Origin of the sequence: Streptomyces poonensis (assembly GCF_014650915.1) — a bacterium.
In the GTDB taxonomy this organism is placed as follows: Bacteria; Actinomycetota; Actinomycetes; order Streptomycetales; family Streptomycetaceae; genus Streptomyces; species Streptomyces poonensis.
This window is the reverse complement of the sequence record NZ_BMVW01000023.1, coordinates 71,476-87,319: the sequence shown is the minus strand read 5'-3', so window position 1 is coordinate 87,319 and position 15,844 is coordinate 71,476. Positions and strand designations below refer to the sequence as shown.

The following is a 15,844-nucleotide window of genomic DNA, read 5'->3' as shown; positions in this document are numbered from 1 at the left end:
CCGCCCCCTGGACCAGCCCTTGGTTCCCGACCAGTTACCGACGGAACTTCTGGATAGGCGCTTAGTTGGTACGACGTCCGGTTCCGCGCGGCGTCGATAGCGAGCGCGATGCGGTGCACGGGTGTCGGCGGCGGGGTCTCGCACTGCGACACGATGCCGACCCAACGGTTCATGGCCCCGTTATCTTCTTCGCGGTCCTGCAAGAGGGCCGCTGGCCTCCGGGCCCGGCATGGCTTTTGCCCCCTGTCGAACGGATGACCTGGGGGGGGTGCCACCGGGCCGAGGGGTGCCGTCGGAGACGCTGATCAGAGGTCGATCACAGCACTGGATATACCCGCCCGGAGTACATGGACTCCTCTCCCGGGGAGTGCAATCGCAAAGTAGGCGCACCCCAAAAGCGCCACAGGCACATGGACCGCATGAGGCGCCAACCGCATCGTGCGCGCCAGCGCCCGGTCTCACGACGAAGCCGCATCGGAGCGCTCCGATGCGGCTTCGTCGTCTCACGGCTCGGCTTATAGTCCCGTCAGGAGGGACCCCGGCGGGCCCCGCCGTATCACTCGCCTATCACGCAGCCATCACCAACTGGGCGGCCCCTCCCGGACCGGAAGGCCCTGACCTGCTATTTCACGCCCGCGCTGGACTGGCGTAGACGCCCCTGGACGGTCTCCACTACCTGTGCCATGTGGTACCCAGTGAGGGACCCAGGATCAGGATTGGGGCCTCCGCCGGCGCGTCACAGCGGTACTGCAGGGTGTTGGTCGGTGTCTCACTCACGTCCTGCACGCTCTCACATCTCGCAATCTCTCACATGCTGGGGTCGCGGCCCCGTGCAAGCCGTCCCACGTTGTGGCGGCTCCGCAAAGATCCTCCACATCCGGCTTGACGTACCACTTCTTGGTGGTCCGCACATTCGTGTGCCCGGCCCACCGCGCAAGGATGTGGTCCGGCACCCCGTTGTTGGCCAGGTACGCGAGGCACGACGAGCGGGCATCGTATATGCGAACGCGACGGAGACCGAGCAGTTCCATGAGCCGGTACGCGCGTCGCCGTAGCTGCTTGATCGTGAAGGCTTCTCCGGTCTCGTGCACCAGGACGTGCTCGGAGTCTGTCTACAAAGGTTGAATCGGCGATGTCCGGGCGGTCGTGACGAGCGGTGATCCGTGCGGTACGACGCCCCCATGCGGTTGCCGCAAGGGGGCGGGCTAACGCCCGTGGAGCAGCGGAAACGGGAGGTCGTGCGGTTGAAGGCGGCCAAGAGGTTCGAGGCCGGGGCAGACACAGCGCAGATCGCGGTGGAGCTGCGGGTGGACGGAGCGGTCGGTGCGCCGGTGGCGGTCGGCCTGGCGACGAGGTGGTGCGGCGGCGCCGGCGCCGGCGGGGCCGATGGCGGTGGAGCGGCTGAGCCCGCAGCAGTGCCAGCGGCTGAAGACAGAGGCGGGGCGCGGGCCGCTGGCACACGGCTTCGTTGGCGAGGACCAGGGCTGGGCACTCAAGCGGGTGAAGCTGCCGATCGGCCGGTTGTTCCACGTCGGCGGGGGGGGGAAGCGGATTGAGTCGTCCGGTGGCTGCGTCTCCCTTCGCCCCGCCCTGCATCGGCGGTGTCGGGAGGCCGTCGATGCCAAGACCCGCGAGATCCCGGACACCGCCGCCGGCCTCGGACGTCACCCCGACCGCGGCGCCCCGGCATTCTGCGGTTGGGACGCGGCCGGCCGGCCGGGAGGCTGGGGTGCCACGAAGTCCTTGGCGCGGATGAGGAAGAAGGCCAGGACGCCGCCCACCATCGCCAGGATGCCGCTGGCGACCAGGAGGTCGTTCATCGACGCGGCGAAACCGGCGTGCACCGCGTGATCCACCTGCCCACGGATCTCCTGCGGGGCAGCGGCGATCGCCTTCCCGGGCACACCCATGCGGACGGCATCAGCGATCTCGTCGGTCCGTCCCTGCATTCCGGGAATGCCCGCGAGCCGCTCACGCAACGCGTCGCGTAATGACGAGGTGAAGATCGAACCGTACAGGGCGATACCGACGGCGATGCCGACCTGCCGGAAGGTCTGGTTCACACCGGAGGCCATACCGGCCCGGTACACCGGCACGACACCTATCGCGGTCGAGGCCAGCGGCGGATTGACCATTCCGGCGCCGATGCCCGTGACGACGAGTCCCGGGATGAGGTGAGTCCACTCCGACCCGGCGGTCACTCCCGTCATGAGCAGCAGGCCGATGCCCACCAACACCAGGCCCGGGCCGATCAGCCACCGGGTCGGTACACGGTTCAGCAGCCGACCCGCCGCCATGGCGGCGACGAGTGTGCAGCCGGAACTGGCCAGCAGTCGAGCACCGGTGGCCATCGCGCTGTAGCCGAGACCGTTCTGCAGGTAGAACACAAGGTAGATGAACATGGCGAACAGTGAGGCGTTCATCGCGAACGCCGCGATCGAGCCGCCCAGGAAGGTCGGAGTCCGCAACAGAGAAAGGTCGAACATCGGCTCGGACACGCGCGACTCGATCACCACGAACGCCGCCAGGAACACAGAGGCCAGGCCGAAGCAGATCAGCACGCCCCTCTCGCTCCAGGCCGTGTCGCTGGCCCTGATCAGGGCGTACACCAGGCTGAACAGTCCGACGGTGAGCGGCACGATGCCCAGCCAGTCGACCCGGGAGGCACGCGACGGACGCGACTCGTCCACCAGACGCACCGTGATGGCCAGCGCGGCGATGCCGATCGGCAGGTTCACCAGGAAGATGCCGCGCCAGCTGATCCCGCTGGTGATCACGCCGCCGAGCACCGGGCCGAGCGCGGTGGCGATACCCGCGACGGAACCCCAGACGCCGAAGGCCACACCTCGCTCCCTGCCTTGGAACGTGCTGGCGAGCAACGCCAGGGAGGTGGCGAACAGGATCGCGCCGCCGATGCCCTGCAGCGCGCGGGAACCCACCAGCATCAACTGGTCCGATGCGATGCCGCACAGCAGCGATCCCCCGGTGAAGACCGCGAGGCCGATGACGAACAGGAGCCGCCTGCCGTACAGGTCGGCCAGCGAGCCTGAGGTAAGCAGGAGCGCTGCGAGGCTCAACGCGTATGCGTCCGTCGTCCATTGCAGGCCACTGAAGTCGGCGTCCAGCGAGTGCTGGATGTCGGGCAGCGCGACCGCGACGATCGTGACGTCCAGCAGCAACATGAATGTGGCGGCGCACACGACTAACAGCGTCCACCATTGACGTTTCATCGTTCGAGCTCCTTCTCGATGCAAAGCTCTTGCGCGTCATGCCCGATCGCGGCGCATGCTAGTATGCTAGCATGGGTGTCGAAGTCAAGCAGTTCAACGTCTACTTGCCGGTGGACCTCATCCGACAGGTGAAGCACCATGCCATCGAGAACGAGTCCTCGCTGTCGGCCCTGGTTGCCGAGGCGCTGCGCTCGTATCTCGCCGTTCACGGGCAAGACGCTGTTCAAGAGCAGGAACTGTCGGAAGGAAAGCTGACATGACCACCGAGGGCGTCGAAGGCGTATACCTCGAGACCCACAACTGGGGGAAGACGGCCAATTTTTTGCAGGCGTTGGGCTACAAGGTCGAGTTCGCGACCGAAGAAGGCTCGGGCATGCTCCGCAATGGCTCCGGCCCCTACCTCCTGCTCGCCGAGGTCCCCGAAGACCAGAAGCCCGACTTCCAGGTCGTGCTGCGCGTGCCGGACGCCGAAGCGTTCATCGCCGACGCGTCCCTCGACGTCGTCACGTCGTTCGAGGAGACCCACTACGGGACGCAGGAGATGAAGGTGCGCGACCCCGACGGCCGTGTCTGGAGCCTGCAGGCGCCGATCAAGAAGTGAGCGAGTGGCAGCCGTCATCGGTGCCGCACAGGCCAGTGCGGGGCGAGGATCACTCGCTTGCCGTGCAGTTGCCCCTCTCCATTCGCTCGTGCGCTTCGGCGGCCGCGCTCAGCGGCAGGACCTCCGTCGCCCGGGAACGGAGTCGGCCTGAGGCGAGCAGGCGGTTGATCGTGCCTGCCGCCTCGGCGAGTTCCGCCGTCGTGGCGTGCGAGATGACAAAGCTGCTGATGGAACAGTTTTTCATGTAGAGCTGTCCGGCCGGCAGGACCGGCTGTGTGCGCGCCGGCGAGCAGCACGATCCGGCCGCGATGTGCGAGCAGGCCGACCGCGGTGGTCAGGTCGGTCTCGCCGGATGTGTCGACATACATGTCGACCCCCCACGGACACAGCTCCTTCAGACGTTCCGCCACACGAGGATCGGCATAGTCGACGACCTCGGCCGCCCCGAGGCTCATGCAGTGGTCCGCGTCGTGCTCGCCGGCCGTCGCGACGACCGCTTCGACGGCCAGCGTCACCAGGGAGCTCCCGACATTGCCCGCGGCGCCGACCCCACGAGAACGGTTTCCCCGACCCGGAAACCGCCGTGCGTGAAGAGCGCGAGATACGCGGTGCCTGCCGGATGGACCACGGAGACCGCCTCGATCGACGGCACCGCGGCGGGCAGATGGTAGAGCCGGTCGGCGGCCACGACGGCCCGCTCCGCCGCCGCTCCCTGCCTGCCGTTGTGGCCAAGGCTGTTGCTCCACACCAGGTCGCCCGGGGAGAAGCCGGGAGCACGGCTGTCGGCCACGACGCCGACCAGATCCCGACTGATCACGAGCGGGCATTCGATCGGCGTACGGAATGCTCCCGAACGCACGAAGGTGTCGACCGGATTGACCGTGGTGGCGATGACGTCGACCATGACGTCGGTCGGCCCCGACCGCGGCGATTCCAGTTCGCCGTAACGGACGTATTCCGGTGGCCCGAGTCGTTCGATGAAGGCTGCCCGCATGTCGTCATTGTCGGTCGCGTCGGCCCGTAGACCGACGTTGCCACCGGCCTATCTGTCAACTCCGCGCGCTCATCCGCGAACCTGACGCATCGAGCAGCCTTTCATTGACCGGCTCCGCGGCGGCTCCCCATGATTCAGGTCATGGGCCGAACTCAGCACACACCACTGTTCGAGGTAAGGGCCGACATCCGACTTTCGGCCGCTCCGTACGAGGTCTACGCGGTGGTCAGCGATCTGCCGCGCAGCGCCGAGTGGAGCCCGGAATGCACCGGCGGAACGTGGGTGTCGGGTGAGCCGGCCACGGTCGGCGCGGTCTTCCGCGGTGAGAACCGGCGGTCCCCGAACGTCGTCGAGTGGGCGCCGGTCGTACGCGGCACCTGGAGGACCGAATCCCAAGTGGTCGCGGCCGAGCCCGGACGCGCCTTCCGCTGGGCCATGCGCGACAGCTTCGGACGCGCGCAGCAGAGTGTGTGGTCCTACGAGATCAAGCCGGCCGGCGACGGATGCGTCCTGGTGCACCACTTCCTGATGGGCGCCCCCACCGAGGGGATCAGGAGCATCACCGCGGACCTGGACGAGGCTGAGAAGCGCAGGTTCTTCGCCGACTGGAGCGCCAAGCTGGCCAAGGACCTCCAGGTCACATTGCTGAACATCAAGGCGGTAATCGAGCGTAAGTGACCGGGGACGGTGGACAGATGATCCTCCAGCGCATAGCAAACCGCGGTATTCGACTGGGTACGCTGTTCGATCGAGCCGCTTCCCGACATCCCGCCAATTTTCTGATTCTCGACCACGACCTCGATCTGGCGCCAGAACTGGGACGCCGTATCACCGTGACCGAAGTCGCCGACCTGGTGGACGACTTCGCCTCCCGGCTCCGGGCCGCGGGAGTCAGGCCGGGCGAGCGCGTGGTCGTCTGCAAGTCCAACAACTTCGACATCACCCTGCTGGCGTGCGTGGCAGTCCGGATTGGCGCCGTACCCGTGCTGTTGTCGCCCAAGCTCGACGGAGAGACCGTCGCCGAACTGGTCCGTCGCGTCCACAAACCGCATCTGGTGACCGATCAGGCGAAGCTCGACGACGAACTGCCGCCTACGGTGTTCGACCACGCCCACCAGGTGCTGCTCACCAAGGGCGGCCATCCGGGCGCGACGCAGCTGGAATCGTTCGCCGGGGTGGCGCGGGTCCCGCCGGTCACCATGCCGCCGGACCATCCGACGCTCATCACGCACACCTCGGGAACCACCGGCATCCCCAAACTCGCCGTCCATACGGGACGGACGTTGGAGGCGCGCTACCGGCCGCAGGCATCGGCGACCGCCCTCGTCCGCAAACGGCGACCAGTGGCGGTCCACGTCTCGTTCGTCCATTCGCGGCTATTCACGGCCCTGGCCATCACGATGCTGCGCGGCTTCCCGTTGATCATGCTCATCGACGACGACCCCGAACACGTCGCGGACGTCTTCGCCCGGCTGCGCCCCGGCGTGGTCGAAGCGCATCCCAACTCCTTCATGCGGTGGGAGAGGCTCGCCGACGACCCACGTAAGCCGCTGGCGGACGTGAGGTACTTCAGCAGCACCTTCGACGCCATCCACCCGAGGACCGTGCACCGCACCCTGCGTGCCTCCCGGCACCGGATGCCGATCTTCGGCCAGCTCTACGGCCAGAGCGAGGTGGGTCCCGTCGTCGGACGAATCTTCACCCGGTGGCGAGCCGAGGATGCTGACGGCCGCTGCGTCGGATTCCCCTTCCCTGGCATGACCGACGTCCGGGCGGTCAGCATGGACGGCAAGCCGGTGACGAAGTCGTCACCGGGGTACATCGAGGTCCGCACCGACGGTCGGGTGCTGACGTACCTGGGCGAGAACGAGCGCTACCACAAGCAGGAGAACGACGGCTGGTGGCGCATGGGAGACGTGGGCTACCGGACCAAGTGGGGGTGCCTGCACCTGCTCGACCGCGAGGTCGACGTCATCCCCGGATTCGGCAGCACACTCGCGGCCGAGGACACGCTCTTCTCCGCACTCGACGAACTCGTCGAGGTCATCATCGTGCCGGGTCAGGACGGCACAGCAGTCCCCGTGGTGTGCACCAGGGGCGAAGAGCCGCTGGACATGGCCGCGTGGAAGGCCGCAACGGCGTCGCTGCCCGCCATGGCGGACCCCGTGCAGTGGCGGCTCGCCGATCTGCCCCAGACGGCGACCACAAAGATCAAGAGGCTGGAGTTGGCGAAGCTGTTGAGCAACGGAAGTCAGGTCCCGTAGAGATGGCTAGCTTATTGATCGTCGGCGGCGGAATCGGTGGACTGGCCGCTGCCCTCGGCATCGCCCGTGCCGGCCACGAGGTCATGGTGCTGGAACGCAACGACCGCTTCGCCGAACTGGGCGCCGGCATTCAGCTGGCGCCGAACGGAATCGCGGCGCTGGACAGGCTCGGCCTCGGTGCCATGGTCCGCGAGCGAGCCGTGCACATCGACCACCTGCGGTTCATGGACGGAGTCACCGGGGAGCACGTGGTGAGCATGCCGCTCACCGAGGACTACCGCCGGCGCTTCGGCAACCCCTATGTCGTGGTGCACCGAGGCGAACTCCACCGCATGCTATACGCCGCCTGCCTCGCCTCACCGGGAGTCCGGTTGCGGGCCGGCGCCGCGGTCACCGCCTACGACCAGGACGACACAGGTACCACGGTCGTCCTGAAAACGGGCGAACGGATCAGCGGCGACGCCGTGATCGGTGCCGACGGCATCCGGTCGGCGATCCGCAGGCAGCTCGTCGGCGACGGCGAACCCCGCGTCTCCGGCATCACGGTCTACCGTTGCCTCATCCCCATCGACGTGGTACCGGACGAACTGCGGTGGAACGCCGTCACCTGGTGGGCGGGCCCCAAGTGCCACTTCGTGCACTACGCGATCGCGGGCGGCCGGTATTTGAACCTGGCGGCGAGTTCCGACGACGCGGCGACTCAGCCCGTCGCCGGCGTACCGGTGGAGAAGCAGCTCGTGCAGATTCTGTTCGCCGGGCTCGACGCGGCACCACGGCAGCTGCTCGCGCTCGGGGAGGACTGGAAGGCCTGGGTCCTGGTCGACCGCGACCCGGTGGACAACTGGACCGACGGCCGGGTCACCCTGCTCGGCGACGCCGCCCACCCGATGCTGCACTACGCCGCTCAGGGCGCGTGCCAGGCGCTCGAGGACGCCGTGCTGCTGGGCGACCTGCTCGACTGCTCCACGGCTGAGCTCGTCCGGCGCTTCGACCGGTACAGCCACGAACGACGCGAGCGCACCGCCGCCGTCCAACGCGTCTCTCGCGAGAGCATCGAGCTGTGGCATCCGGCCGGCACCGAAGCCAAGGCCCGCAACGACATGCTCTCCTCGATGTCCGCGACCCAACTGCACGACCACGTGGCCTGGATGCACGGCGCGAGGTACTTCGGCGGCGCCCTCCTGACCGGTGGAGCGTCGGGATGAAAGGCCGGCACCTGGAGATCTGTGTGGTCGGCATCGGCCCCCGTGGCCTATCGGTGCTGGAACGCCTGTGCGCCAACGAACGCGAAGAACGGTCACACCAAACGGTGACCGTGCACGTCGTCGACCCGGCCGTCCCCGGTGCGGGCTCGGTCTGGCGGCCCGACCAGTCGCGGTATCTGCTGACCAACACGGTGGCGTCCCAGATCACCGTCTACACCGACGACAGCGTCCGCATCGAGGGACCTGTCGAGCCGGGGCCCAGCCTGTACGAATGGGCCAAGAGCCTGGCGCGGCCGGACTCCGCCGACGGCTACGACGAGCACACCCTGGCGGACGCCAGGAGCCTCGGGCCGAACTCGTACCCGACCCGTTCCCTGTACGGTCGCTACCTGCACGACAGCTTCGGGCGCGTCGTGGCGAACGCACCTGCTCACGTCACCGTGCAGGTGCACCGGTCACGCGCGATCGCCGTGGCCGACACGCACGGCGTGCCTGGTGGCCCGCAGGGAGTTCGTCTGGAGAACCGGACCCGGCTCAACCAGCTGGACGCGATCATACTGGCGCAGGGCCACGTGCCCGCTCGCCTTACACCGCAGCAGGAACGGGCGGCGAGTCTGGCCCGCATCCACTACCTCACCTACATCACCCCGGGCAATCCGGCCGATGCGGACCTGAGCATGATCGAACCCGGCCGGCCGGTGTTGCTCCGCGGCCTCGGCCTGAACTTCTTCGACTACATGGCGCTGCTGAGCGTCGGCCGCGGCGGGGCGTTCGTCCGCGACGGCGACCGCCTCGTGTACCGGCCCTCGGGCGACGAGCCACGGCTCCACGCCTTCTCCCGCCGCGGTGTGCCCTATCACGCCCGTGGCGAGAACGAGAAGGGAGCCTTCGGCCGGTACTTCCCCAGGCTGCTCACCCCCGAATACATCACCGGGCTGCGCCGCAGCGCGCCGGACGGCGACCGGGTCCACTTCAACACCGCCCTTTGGCCGCTCATCACCCGGGAGGTGGAGTCGGTCTACTACGGCACGCTGCTGCGGACCCTGGGCAGGGGCGCGGAGGCGGAACGCTTCGTCGAGCGGTATCTGGCCACCACCGACGCGGAGAGCTCGGCCCGGCTGCTGGACACCCACGGCATCGACGCCACGGACCGGTGGGACTGGGAGTCCGTCTCGCGGCCCTACGGCAGCCGTGAGTTCACGGACCGCGCGGAATTCCGGACCTGGCTGCTGGAGTACCTGGCGCGCGATGTCGTCCACGCGAAGCAGGGCAATGTCAGCGGTCCCGTGAAAGCGGCGCTCGACGTGTTCAGGGATCTGCGCAACGAGATCCGGCTCGCGGTGGACCACGGCGGTCTGGAAGGCGACTCGCACCGGGACGACCTCGAAGGGTGGTACACCCCGCTGAACGCCTTCCTCTCCATCGGACCCCCGGTCTCGCGGATCGAGGAGATGATCGCGTTGATCGAGGCGGGCATTCTCGAAATCACCGGGCCAGCCACTCAGGTCCGCCTGGACACCGTGGCCCGGGCCTTCGTCGCCACCTCGGCCAGGGTGCCCGGGCCGCCCGTACGCTCCGCCGTGCTGATCGAGGCGCGTCTCCCGGAGCCGGACCTGCGGCGCACCACCGACCCGTTGCTGCTTCACCTGCTCAACACGGAGCAGTGCACGACGTATCGCATCGACGGAGCCCGCGGAACGAGCTACGAGACCGGCGGGCTCGCCGTCACCGAACGCCCGTACCGAATTCTCGACGCACGGGGACGTGCTCACCCGCGCCGCTTCGCCTTCGGCGTCCCGACCGAATCCGTGCACTGGGTCACGGCCGCGGGTATTCGCCCTGGGGTCGACTCGGTCACGCTGGGCGACGCGGACGCGATCGCCCGTGCGGCCCTCGCCCTGCCGCCGGTCGCGCACGTGCCCGCCGCGTTCCGCCCGGACCTCGACGAGACAGACCTGACGGGAGTGCTCATTTGACCACGCCAGCCGAAGTCCCCCACGACGCCTGCCTTGACGTGGGCCTGCTGTCGCCGGTGCGGGCAGGCACGCCGATCGAGGCTGTCGTCTGCGATCAGGCATGGCTGCAGGCCATGCTGGCTGCCGAGGCGGCGCTGGCGCGAGCCCAGGCCCGGCTCGGCACCCTGCCCGGGCCGGCGGCCGACGCCATCACCAAGGCGGCCAGGGCCGACCGCATCGATCTGCGTGACCTCGCCGTGGCCGCTCGGGACACGGCCAATCCCGTCGTGCGGCTGGTGCGGGCGTTCACCGAGGTCGTGGCCTCCGACGAACCGGAGGCTGCCGAGTATGTCCACCAGGGTTCCACCAGCCAGGACATCCTCGACACCGCGGCCATGCTGATCGCCGACCGCGCGGTGCGTCTGATCCGGCGAGATCTCGCGCGCGCCGCCGAGGCGCTGGCCGGACTGGCCATTGACAACCGGGACACCGCCATGGCGGGCAGAACCCTCGCGCTTCAGGCTGTGCCCACGACCTTCGGACTCAAAGCGGCGGGCTGGCGGCAGCTGATCCTCGACGCCGACCTGCGGCTCGGCCGGCTCCTCGACCCCGGCCTGCCGGTCGCGCTGGGCGGGGCCGCGGGCACACTCGCCGGCTATCTCGAGTACGCCCGGACCGCCGACCGCGCTCCCGGCGCGTATGCCGACGCGCTCGTCGCCGCCTTCGCCGAGGAGACCGGTCTGGCCCGGCCCGTGCTGCCGTGGCACGCGCTGCGCACTCCGGTCGTGGATCTGGCGGCGGCCCTCGCGTTCGCCGCGGGCGCGCTCGGCAAGATGGCGATCGACGTGCAGACACTGGCCAGGACCGAAATCGCGGAAGTGACCGAACCGACGGCGTCCGGACGGGGCAGCTCGTCCGCCATGCCGCACAAGCGCAACCCCGTGCTGTCCACGCTCATGCGCAGCGCCGCGATACAGGTTCCCGCGCTGTCGGCCGCGCTGACCCAGTGTCTGGTCAGTGAGGACGAGCGCTCGGCCGGCGCGTGGCACGCGGAATGGCTGCTGCTGCGGGAGTGCCTGCGGCTGACCGGCGGTGCCGCGCACACCGCGGCGGAACTCGCCGAGGGCCTGGACGTGCGCGCCGACCGGATGCGCAGCAATCTCGACCTGACCGGTGGCCAGGTCGTCTCGGAGCGGATCGTCGCCGCGCTGGCGCCGGTCATCGGCAAGGCCGCCGCGAAGCGACTGCTGACCCGGGCCGCCGAGGACGCCGAGCGGAGCGGCCGACCGCTGGCCGAGGTGCTCGCCGAGTCGGCGGAACTCGACGGCCACCTCGTCGCCGCGGAGTTGACGGGAATGTGTGACCCCATCCACTACACGGGCGTCGCAGGACCCTTGGTGGACCGCGCTCTGAAGGCATGAGGGCATGACTGCATCAGCACCGAGCGACGACATTCAGCAGCTCGTCGTGGAGTCGGAGGGCGCCGTCGTACAGCCCGGCGGCCCGGGCTGTACGAGCTGGCCAACGATCTCCACAACACCATCCACCGGCACCGGCCCACCGCCGTGGTCGTGGCGACCGGGGCCGCCGGCATACTGACGGCGGTGAGGTTCGCCGCGGCCCGCTCGGGGCGAAGGCTTCGCCGAGCACCTCAACGGGATGTACGCCTTTCGCGATCCGGGCCGCACGCAGCGAGAAACCCCACCTGGTACGCGACCGGATGGGCGTCGAGCCGCTCTACTGCTACCCGACCGACGACGGCGTGCTGTTCGGCTACGAGCCCAAGACGATCCTGGCGCACCCGATGTCGAGGCCGTCGTCGAGGCCGAAGGGCTCCGGGAGATCTTCAGCGTCGTCGCCGTCTTCCGAGGAATGTACGAGGTCCGTCCCGCAACCATGGTGCGTGTCCCCCGGAGCGGACTGCGCAGGACGCGGTACTGGCAGCTTGAGGCCGGCCGGCACACCGACGGCTGGACACGAGGATTCACACCGTGCGCACACTGCTCGAGGACATCGTCGAACGGCAGCTGTTCGCGGACGTCCCCGTGGGCACACCGCTGTCCGGCGGTTCGCCCACCGCGTCATCCAGGCGGCGGCTGCTACCGCACCGCGAGAAAAGCCGAGTGAGTTCACACGATGGCTGACCGGCCGCCATCGTCGCCGGGAGTGCTGCCGAGCGGCCTCCCTTGGTGTCTTCGACAGATCGGCGGTCAGCGGGCCGCCGACCTGTCTCTGCGGGGCCCGAAAGGGCTCCCTGTCACACCGCGCTGCACCAAGATCCCTCCGGGGAAGGCCGGTGGTCCAGGATCTCGGCCAGGCGTGTGCCGATGATCCGGACTCCGTCCCGGGTCAGTACCGACTCGGCGTGGAACTGCATGGAGGCGAAGCCGAGCCCGCGCAGCGCGTGCACTTCACCCGTCGCCACGTCCCGGCTGACCTCCACCATGCCGATGCCGGGGCAGCTGATCTTGTCCTCGGCGCTGCGGGCACCGAAGGTGTTGTAGAAGCCGACCCGCTCCCGTGCCCCAAAGAGGTCGATCTCACGCTGCAGGCCCTGGTTCGGCACGTCCCTGCGGACCACCTGGAGCCCCAGCTGCAGGGAGAGCACCTGGTGACTGAGGCAGACGGCGAGAAACGGCCGCCGCTCGGCCAGTAGTCGGCGGAGCGCCGTGTGCAGATGGGCGATCTTCGGATGATCGGTGTCGCGCGGATCCCCCGGCCCCGGGCCCATGACGACCAGATCATGGCCGTCGAACGTGTACTGCTCGTCGAAGCGACGCACCGTCACCACACAGCCGAGCGCACGCAGTTGTTGGTCGAGCATGGCGGTGAACGTGTCCTCCGCGTCGACCACCAGCACACGGCGCCCGACGAGCGTCGGCAGTGGACGGGCTCGCTTCTCCGTCGTGGCCAGCCAGAAATCGGAGATACCTGTGTTGCGCTGGGCAAGAGCGGTGCGGACCTGTGGATGATCCGCGAGGCGGGCCGGTTCGTCGGCCTGCAGTGCCGAGAGCAGCGCGGAGGTCTTGGCCTTGGTCTCGGCGACCTCGGATGCTGGATCGGAGTGGCGGACGAGGGTGGCGCCGACCCCGATCCGGATCCGGCCGTCACCACCGATGTCAGCGGTGCGGATCAGGATGGCGGAGTCCATGGTGTGCCGACCGTGTTCGTCGCGGCCGATCAGCGCGGCGACTCCGCTGTAGTAGCCGCGCCCCCGCGGTTCGTACCGGCTGATGGCCCGGCAGGCACTCTCCAGCGGACTTCCGGTCACGGTGGGGGCGAACATCGTCTGACGCAGGATCTCGCGCGGATCCTGGGTGGTGTGCCCCTCGATGAAGTACTCGGTGTGAGCCAGCCGCGCCATTTCCTTCAGATAGGGCCCGGTCACGCGACCGCCGGCGTGGCAGATCCTGGCCATCATCTTGAGTTCCTCGTCGAGGACCATGTAGAGCTCGTCGATCTCCTTGCGGTCCTCGAGGAACCGCAGCACGTCCGGCAGTGCCGGACCGGACGGCGGATAGCGGTAGGTGCCGCTAATGGGATTCATCACCGCGGTGCCGCCCGCCACGCTGATGTGCCGTTCCGGTGTACCACCGACGAAGGTGCGGCTGCCCGTGTGGACGATGAAGGTCCAGTAGGCACCGGTCTCCTGCTGCAGCAGCCGACGGAACAACGACAATCCGTGGTGCAGTGTGTAGTCCGTGATGTCCGCGACAAACGAACGTTGGATCACGAAGTTCGCGCCCTCGCCGCAGCCGATCTCGTCGGTGATGACCGTGCGAACGAGATCGGCGTACTCGTCGTCGGAGACGTCGAAGTGGGCGCCGGACAACCGGGTCGGCAGGTCGGGTGACTTGGCCAGCGCCTGAGAGCACGGAGCCGTGGCCTGGTCGGTGACGGTGATCACGATCAGCGGCTCACCATCGTCGACGCACGCGAAACCACGCTCAGCGATCTGCCGGTAGGGCATGAGCACCAGTACGTCGTGTCCCGCCCGACGGCCGGAGTCGGGCAGCGGAACATCGGCGATGGTGTCCACCGTGGACGCATCGCCGACGAGGACGTCCAGCATCCCCTTGCCGGCCTCGGGACGGTGCAGCAGTGCAAAGGCGGGCGGCTGGGACTCGAATACCCGGTCGAGCAAGTCATTCGCTTGCTCGGACGCTGTCATGCCAGTACCTCCTTGACAGTGGTGACCACCGCGCACCGTTGAGCGGCGTACTCAAGCGTCAGCCGGTGGTGGTCGGCGGAGAAGTCCGCGATGGCGTCCGCGACGATGAAGGTCTCGATGTCGTGGGAGAACGCCTCGAGTGCGGTCATCAGCACACCGACGTGCCCGTACACACCACAGATCACGAGCTGGTCTCTACCGCACTCGTTCAGTCGCTCGCGCAGGTCAGATCGGAAGAAGGCGCTGTAGCGCCATTTGGTGAGCACCCAGTCCTCTTCGGCCGGGGACAACGCCTCAGCTATCTCCTGGTCGGCCGGATCGGTGTTCATCCCGGGGCCCCAGAAATCACTCAGCAGACCACGTTGTTCCTCTGTCATGCTGCCGGGCTGCGCGGTGTAGGCGATGGGAGCTCCGAGCCCGGAGAAACGTTCCCTGAGCAGCGCCGTATCTCGGACGAGGCCCTGCCGGATGCCGTCGGGGAGAGGGCGCAGGAAATAGTGCTGCATGTCATGGATGAGCAGCACCGCTCGCTCCGGATGGGCAACCCACTGCGCGCTGTTGCTGGGCAACTCGCCCGGCGTCGGCATCGGATAGGGCGCGATGGCCGGGATGCCTGCCACGAAGTCCTCCTTCACCACCAAGGTTCTCTCAGACGCCGAGGGAGGCGCCGCCGTCGACGGTCAGGTCGTGCATCGTGATGTGCGCGGCCTGGTCGGACAGCAGGAACAGCACCGCGTCCGCGATGTCCGACGGCTGGGCCAACTTGCGGAGCGGGATGCCGACCCGGAAGGCTTCGGGTCTGCCCTCGATCGCGGTTTTCGGACCGGTCCCGTCCTGCCACATGGACCTGAGCATGGGGGTGTCGGTCGAACCCGGCGCGACCAGGTTGCACCGGATCCCGTATTCGGCGACCTCCAGGCCGAGACACTTGGTGAACATCGTCGCCGCGGCCTTGGACGCGGCGTACGCCGCCATCTCCGTACGGGCCGTGCCGGCCGCGTTGGACGCCACGGTGACGATCGCGCCGCGTGCGCGGGGCACCATTCGGTTGACCACGGCCCTGGACATCAGGAAGACACCTGTCGCGTTGACCGCGAACGTAGCGGACCAGTCATCGTCCGTGAGACTGCGTGCCTGCCCCAGACGGAGCACACCGGCGGCGTTGACGAGGAACTCCACGGAGCCCAACCGCCGTTCGGCCCGTTCCACGACGTCCTCCACGTCCATGCTGTTGGTGACGTCGACCACGAACGCCTCAACGTCCAGGCCGTCAGCGGTCATCTTCTCCACTGCCGCGCTGAGCCGTGTGGCGTCGTGGTCCATCGCGGCTACTCGCGCACCGCGCTGGGCGAGCGCACGGGTGACGGCCGCGCCGATTCCGCTCGCGGCCCCAGTGACGAGGGCAACCTTGTGTTCCATGCTCC

Annotated in this window: 14 protein-coding genes and 1 pseudogene; 8 read left to right on the top strand and 7 right to left on the bottom strand. The window is 68.4% G+C overall.

The window, feature by feature from the left end:
* Positions 1 to 773 precede the first annotated feature (773 nt).
* A complete protein-coding gene (locus IE242_RS34715) occupies positions 774 to 1,094 on the bottom strand; it encodes a tyrosine-type recombinase/integrase (protein WP_308436808.1) in 321 nt (106 codons plus the stop codon).
* Between the two features lie 570 nt (positions 1,095 to 1,664).
* Entirely contained in the window at positions 1,665 to 3,230 is a 1,566-nt protein-coding gene (locus tag IE242_RS34710; RefSeq protein ID WP_189866608.1) for an MFS transporter, read from the bottom strand.
* 71 nt (positions 3,231 to 3,301) lie between these two features.
* Here IE242_RS34710 and IE242_RS34705 point away from each other — a divergent pair, with 71 nt between their 5' ends.
* Together IE242_RS34705 and IE242_RS34700 are read left to right on the top strand one after the other, a co-directional pair.
* Positions 3,302 to 3,490, top strand: a complete 189-nt coding sequence (locus IE242_RS34705; protein WP_189866606.1) for a ribbon-helix-helix domain-containing protein — start codon at positions 3,302 to 3,304, stop codon at positions 3,488 to 3,490.
* Entirely contained in the window at positions 3,487 to 3,831 is a 345-nt protein-coding gene (locus tag IE242_RS34700) for a VOC family protein (RefSeq protein ID WP_189866604.1), read from the top strand. The genes IE242_RS34705 and IE242_RS34700 overlap by 4 nt, the downstream gene beginning before the upstream one ends.
* A gap of 14 nt (positions 3,832 to 3,845) precedes the next feature.
* Here the strand turns inward: IE242_RS34700 and IE242_RS39370 are convergent, their stop codons facing one another.
* Together IE242_RS39370 and IE242_RS38985 are read right to left on the bottom strand one after the other, a co-directional pair.
* Positions 3,846 to 4,346 (bottom strand): zinc-binding dehydrogenase, encoded by a 501-nt coding sequence (locus IE242_RS39370; protein ID WP_373299665.1) that lies wholly within the window; start codon positions 4,344 to 4,346, stop codon positions 3,846 to 3,848.
* Positions 4,343 to 4,825 carry an alcohol dehydrogenase catalytic domain-containing protein gene (locus IE242_RS38985; RefSeq protein WP_308436806.1) on the bottom strand — a complete coding sequence of 161 codons (483 nt, stop codon included), beginning with the start codon at positions 4,823 to 4,825 and terminating at the stop codon, positions 4,343 to 4,345. The genes IE242_RS39370 and IE242_RS38985 overlap by 4 nt, the downstream gene beginning before the upstream one ends.
* A gap of 141 nt (positions 4,826 to 4,966) precedes the next feature.
* Between IE242_RS38985 and IE242_RS34690 the strand changes: the two genes are divergently transcribed.
* The 6 genes and pseudogenes from IE242_RS34690 to IE242_RS39365 form a co-directional block, all read left to right on the top strand.
* The gene (locus IE242_RS34690; RefSeq protein ID WP_189866602.1) at positions 4,967 to 5,503 is read left to right on the top strand and encodes an SRPBCC family protein; all 537 of its coding nucleotides are present in this window, start codon (positions 4,967 to 4,969) and stop codon (positions 5,501 to 5,503) included.
* Positions 5,504 to 5,520: 17 nt separating this feature from the next.
* On the top strand, positions 5,521 to 7,089 hold the full coding sequence (locus tag IE242_RS34685; protein ID WP_189866600.1) for a class I adenylate-forming enzyme family protein: 1,569 nt from the start codon (positions 5,521 to 5,523) through the stop codon (positions 7,087 to 7,089).
* A gap of 2 nt (positions 7,090 to 7,091) precedes the next feature.
* The gene (locus IE242_RS34680) at positions 7,092 to 8,294 is read left to right on the top strand and encodes an FAD-dependent monooxygenase (RefSeq protein WP_189866599.1); all 1,203 of its coding nucleotides are present in this window, start codon (positions 7,092 to 7,094) and stop codon (positions 8,292 to 8,294) included.
* Positions 8,291 to 10,270, top strand: coding sequence for an FAD/NAD(P)-binding protein (locus IE242_RS34675; protein ID WP_189866597.1), 1,980 nt, complete (start codon positions 8,291 to 8,293; stop codon positions 10,268 to 10,270). Before IE242_RS34680 ends, IE242_RS34675 begins: the two co-directional genes overlap by 4 nt.
* Entirely contained in the window at positions 10,267 to 11,670 is a 1,404-nt protein-coding gene (locus tag IE242_RS34670) for a nitrosuccinate lyase (RefSeq protein ID WP_229859838.1), read from the top strand. Before IE242_RS34675 ends, IE242_RS34670 begins: the two co-directional genes overlap by 4 nt.
* A gap of 208 nt (positions 11,671 to 11,878) precedes the next feature.
* Positions 11,879 to 12,318, top strand: a pseudogene (locus tag IE242_RS39365) (asparagine synthase-related protein); the annotation flags it as partial.
* A gap of 188 nt (positions 12,319 to 12,506) precedes the next feature.
* On the opposite strand, the gene IE242_RS34660 reads toward IE242_RS39365, so the two are convergent.
* From IE242_RS34660 to IE242_RS34650, 3 genes are read right to left on the bottom strand one after another with little or no spacing between them, the layout of a single operon-like run.
* The gene (locus IE242_RS34660) at positions 12,507 to 14,420 is read right to left on the bottom strand and encodes an anthranilate synthase family protein (RefSeq protein ID WP_189866595.1); all 1,914 of its coding nucleotides are present in this window, start codon (positions 14,418 to 14,420) and stop codon (positions 12,507 to 12,509) included.
* Positions 14,417 to 15,040 (bottom strand): isochorismatase family protein, encoded by a 624-nt coding sequence (locus IE242_RS34655; RefSeq protein ID WP_189866593.1) that lies wholly within the window; start codon positions 15,038 to 15,040, stop codon positions 14,417 to 14,419. Before IE242_RS34655 ends, IE242_RS34660 begins: the two co-directional genes overlap by 4 nt.
* Positions 15,041 to 15,068: 28 nt before the next feature.
* Complete coding sequence (locus tag IE242_RS34650) at positions 15,069 to 15,839, bottom strand: 2,3-dihydro-2,3-dihydroxybenzoate dehydrogenase (RefSeq protein ID WP_189866591.1); 771 nt, start codon at positions 15,837 to 15,839, stop codon at positions 15,069 to 15,071.
* Positions 15,840 to 15,844: the final 5 nt, after the last annotated feature.

What these genes read in the sequence shown, in the direction of transcription:
- IE242_RS34650 (WP_189866591.1), bottom strand. Translation starts at nt 15,839, where the DNA reads ATGGAACACAAGGTTGCCCTCGTCACTGGGGCCGCGAGCGGAATCGGC.
- IE242_RS34700 (WP_189866604.1), top strand. Translation starts at nt 3,487, where the DNA reads ATGACCACCGAGGGCGTCGAAGGCGTATACCTCGAGACCCACAACTGG.
- IE242_RS34690 (WP_189866602.1), top strand. Translation starts at nt 4,967, where the DNA reads ATGGGCCGAACTCAGCACACACCACTGTTCGAGGTAAGGGCCGACATC.
- IE242_RS34710 (WP_189866608.1), bottom strand. Translation starts at nt 3,230, where the DNA reads ATGAAACGTCAATGGTGGACGCTGTTAGTCGTGTGCGCCGCCACATTC.
- IE242_RS34675 (WP_189866597.1), top strand. Translation starts at nt 8,291, where the DNA reads ATGAAAGGCCGGCACCTGGAGATCTGTGTGGTCGGCATCGGCCCCCGT.
- IE242_RS34680 (WP_189866599.1), top strand. Translation starts at nt 7,092, where the DNA reads ATGGCTAGCTTATTGATCGTCGGCGGCGGAATCGGTGGACTGGCCGCT.
- IE242_RS38985 (WP_308436806.1), bottom strand. Translation starts at nt 4,825, where the DNA reads ATGCGGGCAGCCTTCATCGAACGACTCGGGCCACCGGAATACGTCCGT.
- IE242_RS34705 (WP_189866606.1), top strand. Translation starts at nt 3,302, where the DNA reads ATGGGTGTCGAAGTCAAGCAGTTCAACGTCTACTTGCCGGTGGACCTC.
- IE242_RS34685 (WP_189866600.1), top strand. Translation starts at nt 5,521, where the DNA reads ATGATCCTCCAGCGCATAGCAAACCGCGGTATTCGACTGGGTACGCTG.
- IE242_RS34660 (WP_189866595.1), bottom strand. Translation starts at nt 14,420, where the DNA reads ATGACAGCGTCCGAGCAAGCGAATGACTTGCTCGACCGGGTATTCGAG.